The organism is Vibrio sp. D173a (assembly GCF_030248475.1).
This window is the reverse complement of the sequence record NZ_JAHGAH010000151.1, coordinates 1-4,769: the sequence shown is the minus strand read 5'-3', so window position 1 is coordinate 4,769 and position 4,769 is coordinate 1. Positions and strand designations below refer to the sequence as shown.

The following is a 4,769-nucleotide window of genomic DNA, read 5'->3' as shown; positions in this document are numbered from 1 at the left end:
AGTAGGGAAAATTAAAGATACTCTGGGTATCCCATCATCAACACTATCACATCATTTGATCGTACTGAGTCAGACAGGGGTTTTGAAGCAGCACAAAAAGGGTCGAGAAATTTACTGCTCAGTGAGTCAAAAGTGCTTAAGAGATGCGATCATGGTTTTTGATAAAGAGTGTTGCTTGAATCTATAAAGGTCCCCTCCCTCTTGTCTCGTAGGGTAAGGCTGTGACTAGATATGTCACAACCTATCTAACTTGAGTCAGATTTGCTTGTCTAATGACAAGGAGAATTATAGATAACAATGAGCGGGGCACTTTCGAGCTGAAAGCTCTTAGGATAAAGGTTAAACCAGAGAAGCTCTTGGAGAAAACCGATTCAGAATGATGCGTCAACAGCGCTCTTCTATGTTAGTAAAAAGTAACTTAATACCTCAAATTTCACTGAGGTCAAGGGATATGTAGTGGTTGGGACAGAGCTTGAATCACCCCGAACACTTAGTCCATTTTCAAGATGTTACTCAATACTGCAACCTAAGCCTTAATAAACTTCCCTGTGAGGCTAACATTCAGCAGAATTGAGCCCACGTCTAGTTCAAGACAGAATGGTGAACAAGAAAGCGTAGCTGAATCGATCAACCACGCAATTTGTCGCTAAACCTGACTCGATTTAACTATCTGAAAGTGCATTCAAAGCGGATACGCCTACAGGCTCTTTCTTCTGCATAGCAACCACAGCAGTGTGTGTGCTGTATTGTTGGATCACTTTGTCGATCAACGGTTGCTGGCTTGCCGCTCGTTCTTTAAGAAGTTCAGCTTGAATACCATCTTGTACTAATGAATTGTTGACGATCCAACCCCAAGGATTAATGTTCGCACGTTGCAAATCTTGCTGAAGATCGTACGCCTCTTGAACTGGAGTTGGTTCTGCTAGCGTCGTGATGATCACCTTGGTTAGATTTGGATTTTGTAGCATAACCAAGGGAGTTTCCACGTTTTGGTTCTGGCGTGTCATCTCTTTGTGGTATGCACCTGTTGCATCAAGCAATAACAGGGTATGACCCGTTGGCGCGGTATCCATAATGACGAATTTTTTATCGGCTTGTTTGATCACCTCTGAGAATGCTTGAAAAACCGCAATTTCTTCAGTGCATGGAGAACGCAAGTCTTCCTCGAGCAATTTACGACCATCTTCATCCAGTGATGCACCTTTTTCGTTTAGAATCGTGTCGCGATAGCGAGCAGTCTCGGAGGCAGGATCAATTTTGCTTACCGTAAACTTCGTCTCGTCACTGTTCAGGGTATATTGCAAATGCGCTGCAGGATCGGATGTCGTGAGGTGAACGTCAAAGCCTTTTTCTGCTAACTTAGCGGCAATCGCTGCAGCCATGGTAGTCTTGCCTACGCCGCCTTTGCCCATTAACATCACAAGCCCATGTTTTTGCTCCGCCAATTTTTCAATCATCACCGATAACGAATCATATTGACCAACGTTAATGGTCGTAGTATCGATGGTATTAGTTGCCTTGCGCTGAGTATCAATAAGAGCTCGTAGACTATCTAATCCCAGTACATTACTTGATAGTAGCGGCACTTGAGCAAGTGGTAGCTTTGCCAATGACTCAGGTAGCTCCTGAATCACTTTTTGTTCACGCTCAATGATGGCGTGTGCTAGGTCATCATCACCGCTTTGTTCTGCAGGGAACAAGCCATTTAGTACTAAATGTTGTCCCTTCAAACCGATGTCCGAAAGTTCAAGGTGAGTTTTCGCTGCTTCTTTTATGGTTGCCGATTGAGCTCGAGCCACCAAAATCAAGCGTGTTTTGTTTTCGTTTGATAGAACGTCAATCGCGTTCGCGTATTTAATTCGTTGCTTTTCAAGGCCAGCTAGCGGGCCCAAGCAGGATGCATCCCCTTGCCCATGCTCAAGAAATTCGTTCCATGCGCCTGGCAATTGCAACAGTCGAATCGTATGACCAGTTGGCGCGGTATCAAATACGATATGGTCGAAGTCAACCGATAGATATTCATCCGTCAATAGTCCTGTAAATTCATCAAATGCTGCGACTTCAGTTGTACATGCACCAGACAGTTGCTCTTCGATGCTTTTAACCACGAGCTCTGGAAGTTTACCTCGAATCGGCCCGACAATACGCTCACGGTACTTTTGTGCGGCGGCTTGCGGATCAATCTCCATTCCAAACAAGTTTTCAACATGGTTTATTACGGTGATGGTTTCACCAATTTTGGTGTCGAACACTTGACCAACGTTTGATGCTGGGTCTGTGCTGACGATCAGGACTCGTTTACCTGATTCAGCGAGGGCAAGGGCAGAAGCACATGCGTGAGATGTTTTACCCACGCCACCTTTACCAGTAAAGAATAGGTAACGTGGTACATCAGTTAAGTAATTGATCATGTCTATACCTTAGCAGCATCCGCTTGATGCGCAGCAACTGGTGATTTTAGTGATTTTTGGTTCTTGAATTGAAATTTGAGCCCAAGCCAAAAGTTCTTCACGCGTTGGGTATCGATGCGTAAGCGCGACATTGCCGTCAATTAATGTAATTGGTAGTCCTTCCTCTCCCACAATCTCAAGGAAAGCAGCGACGGCTTCGCTTTCTACAAATGCCATTGGCTCTTGAGCAAGGTTGAAACGTTGAATGTCGGCTTTGTTGTCTTGTAAGAAGCTAAAGTCAGCAGAAAAGTTGACAAGATTCTGATCTAGGTCCGTGCCGCAGACACCGCTAGAACAACACATGGATGGGTCGTAGATTCTAATTTCTTTCATAATGCACACCTTCAAAAAGTTAATCGTCGATTAACGATATTATCAATTATCTTTGTCCGCAATAATTTTATTTCTAACTTTAGCAATAATTGATCTGAGTCATCAGACGCAAGCATATGTGAATAAGGCGGCTTTGTTGAGTAATTCAATTTAGAGATAGAATCGCCCATTTTGTGCGTTTCTTAGTCAACACGATACGTTTAAGGCATGCCTAACCCAGTAAGCTTGTTCAACGCTTTTATCATCGCGTAAGTTTCACCCACCTGAGCATTGTAGTCTCTTAAGCTCAGTTGCTCTCCCAGCGGCTGCTTAACTCGATACATCGCGGTTTCTGAGAGTGAACATTTGTGGTATCCATCCCGCTTTTTCCATTACTTATTTAGGCCGTATAACTTCTGACAACCCACGGCAAGGCTTCTAAGGTAACCCCGCACCCAGAAGGTTGCCCCTTCTCTTAGGGGAATAAGCGTAATGGCTCCCTTAACCTTAATAGCAGCGTGACACGCTCTCGTGTCATAAGCTCTAAGGCTGATACAAGTGTAATGCGGACAACTTAACGGTACATGGGCTAACCTAAATATCGAGTCGATAAATCTTTGCAGCGCACTCAGTGGCATAGAAAAAACTTGTTTCACCATGAGTGCTGTCGTGATGGCTAAATCACTGAGCGACTTGGCCTCCCGCGCTTATTCTTTTTGCTTTACGCCCACCCGCTTATCGCCTCTTCATCAATCCAAAAGGTCAAAGAGTCACGGTTAATGAGTGATTGGTTGTATTGCTTCCAGTTGGTTGTTTTGTAATGTAGTTTAGGCATGGGGCTACGAGAGATAGTGGCCGTAACGGATCAGATCGTAGATTCTGGATTTAATTCCATTGAATTACGCAACAAAGCCCCAAAAAATCGGGGGTATATCGGCACTTTCGATTATTGAATTGAAAGTGGAAGCCAAAAGGTTGGAAGGTAAAGCTTTTGATGTCTGCGTTAAATTCGAGGTGAACAGAAATCAAACTCTAAATGGACAGAGTGCGAACAAGTGCATCATTCTTCAAGCTCATGAACTTACAGATGTTGTGTACGTGAGATAACTTCTTGGTTTGGTCAAACATAGCCAGGTCACTTTTGCTGTAAACCTACAACAAAAAATAGACTTTGAAGACTTATGGTGCAAATATGACGACTTATGATGCATAAATGAAGAAAGCCTGCAATTTATGCGAACATATATTGCAGGCTTCACAAAGTGATGCTTGCGATATAACTTAGCATAGCCCGAACGGGCTTTCAAATAGTTACAAAACTATTTGCAGCATAAGTTCGCACAAGATTGCATCAAAAGTCTGCATATTTGGCCTAATACTGAAAGTCAATGTTGTAAAATTACCACACTTCTATCAGTCTCTTGAGTGACTTAGTGGGCGTGAACGTAGCAAACTTTTGGACAATTATTGGTTTCGGAAAATCGAACATTAGCAATTCATGAATAACTTGAGGTATGGCAAAGCTAATGGTGGCGCTAATTATTAATGGTGCAGAGAGTACCCAATCAGAAGCTGTCCTTCTGACTTTCACTTCTTATCCATCCACCGTCTTTATAAGTGGGCTTATCAAAACAGTTCTCCAAAATAAGATCTAATTTCTTAGAAGCTAACTCAACACCATACAGCTCACGAAGGGATTCAAATGCTTGGTCTTCTGGTGTCGTTGCGATTTCATCTGTTTGGTTTTGAGAGTGCCACAAGTCAAAAGGCTTTTTTACAAGATCGATGTCTTGCTGTAATTCCTGAGCAGTCTTCCAGATGTCAGTGATAGCCTCACCCTTTGTATTAACCATAATTTCAACCTAAGAATTATTTAATGCGAGAGTATAAATTGAGAAAGTACCACAGGCAATTCTAGATAAATGGGCAAATCTGAGCTAGGTAGCACTTTTGAGCAAAATGCCACGAGTAAAACCTCATATCTACGAAGCTTCTGTCGGATAGGCG

At 43.0% G+C, this 4,769-nt stretch carries 4 protein-coding genes and 2 pseudogenes; 1 reads left to right on the top strand and 5 read right to left on the bottom strand.

Features of this window, described 5'->3' with window-relative positions; all coding sequences use genetic code 11:
- Positions 1-187, top strand: a 187-nt coding sequence (locus KIV40_RS16065; RefSeq protein WP_375164861.1) for an ArsR/SmtB family transcription factor, incomplete at its 5' end; no start/stop codon positions are given.
- 475 nt (positions 188-662) lie between these two features.
- Here KIV40_RS16065 and arsA read toward each other — a convergent pair.
- From arsA to KIV40_RS16045, 5 genes and pseudogenes are all read right to left on the bottom strand, one after another.
- Complete coding sequence (arsA, locus tag KIV40_RS16060) at positions 663-2,411, bottom strand: arsenical pump-driving ATPase (protein WP_306431833.1); 1,749 nt, start codon at positions 2,409-2,411, stop codon at positions 663-665.
- A gap of 9 nt (positions 2,412-2,420) precedes the next feature.
- A complete protein-coding gene (gene arsD / locus KIV40_RS16055) occupies positions 2,421-2,783 on the bottom strand; it encodes an arsenite efflux transporter metallochaperone ArsD (RefSeq protein ID WP_012127364.1) in 363 nt (120 codons plus the stop codon).
- A 200-nt stretch (positions 2,784-2,983) separates the two neighbouring features.
- Positions 2,984-3,597, bottom strand: a pseudogene (locus KIV40_RS16050) (transposase).
- Between the two features lie 80 nt (positions 3,598-3,677).
- Positions 3,678-3,890, bottom strand: a pseudogene (locus KIV40_RS35595) (endonuclease); the annotation flags it as partial.
- Between the two features lie 437 nt (positions 3,891-4,327).
- Positions 4,328-4,615, bottom strand: a complete 288-nt coding sequence (locus KIV40_RS16045; protein ID WP_012126948.1) for a hypothetical protein — start codon at positions 4,613-4,615, stop codon at positions 4,328-4,330.
- Positions 4,616-4,769 lie beyond the last annotated feature (154 nt).